Here is a 264-nt window from a genome sequence, read left to right on the forward strand (position 1 = left end):
GCTTCGTCCCTGTCGAAAGGAGTTTACAACCCGAAGGCCGTCATCCCCCACGCGGCGTCGCTGCATCAGGCTTCCGCCCATTGTGCAATATTCCCCACTGCTGCCTCCCGTAGGAGTCTGGGCCGTATCTCAGTCCCAATGTGGCCGTACACCCTCTCAGGCCGGCTACCCGTCGACGCCTTGGTAGGCCATTACCCCACCAACAAGCTGATAGGCCGCGAGCTCATCTTGCACCGAAAAAACTTTCCAACCACCACACTAAAG

The 264-nt window shown here is 58.7% G+C and carries 1 rRNA gene; it reads right to left on the reverse strand.

The annotated features are described in order from the left end of the window. A 16S ribosomal RNA gene (locus HMPREF3009_RS06845) occupies positions 1–264 on the reverse strand; the annotation flags it as partial.

This window comes from Corynebacterium sp. HMSC034H07 (assembly GCF_001815175.1).
Lineage (GTDB): Bacteria > Actinomycetota > Actinomycetes > Mycobacteriales > Mycobacteriaceae > Corynebacterium > Corynebacterium hiratae.